The 650-nt window shown below is 59.2% G+C and carries 1 protein-coding gene; it reads left to right on the top strand.

Annotated features, from left to right (window positions below):
- Window positions 1-630: RNA-guided endonuclease TnpB family protein (locus ECTPHS_RS13730; RefSeq protein ID WP_040406207.1), on the top strand; the 630-nt coding region annotated here is incomplete at its 5' end.
- Window positions 631-650: the final 20 nt, after the last annotated feature.

The raw sequence follows: 650 nt of genomic DNA, 5'->3' as shown, positions 1-650 counted from the left end.
TTGGCACTGGCCACGCTCTCGACGGGAGACACCATGACGGGCCCCAAGGCGCATACCGCCGTGCTCAAGCGACTCCGTCGGCTATCACGCAGCCTGTCGCGCAAGCAAAAAGGCTCCAGCAACCGGAACAAGGCCAAGGCGAAACTGGCACGGCTGCATGCCCGCATTGCCAACATTCGCCAAGATGCCTTGCACAAGCTCACGTCGGATCTGACCCGGCGGTTTCATACCATCGGCATCGAGGATCTGAATGTGCGCGGCATGATGGCGAACCGGCATCTGGCCCGATCCATTGCCGACATGAGCTTTCATGAGTTCCGGCGGCAACTGGCGTACAAGGCAGATCAGCGGGGTGGGCAGGTGGTGGTGGCCGACCGCTGGTTCCCCAGCAGCAAAATGTGTTCGGTTTGTGGATCGGTGCAGAAGGTCATGCCACTATCCACGCGGCAGTGGATTTGCCCGGACTGTGGCGTACACCACGACCGGGATGTGAATGCGGCAAGAAATCTTGCCCATTACGCCGTGAGTTCCACGGTGTCAGCCTGTGGAGAGGAAGGCGCTGGCTCAGGTCGCAAGACCGGAGTGAAACCGGCCTCTGTGAAGCAGGAAATCAGCACTGAACCTGTTTAGATACTTATGAGTAGGTTTGG

The organism is Ectothiorhodospira sp. PHS-1 (assembly GCF_000225005.1).
In the GTDB taxonomy this organism is placed as follows: Bacteria; Pseudomonadota; Gammaproteobacteria; order Ectothiorhodospirales; family Ectothiorhodospiraceae; genus Ectothiorhodospira.
The sequence above is the reverse complement of the archived record's forward strand: the minus strand, read 5'-3'. Positions and strand labels throughout refer to the sequence as shown.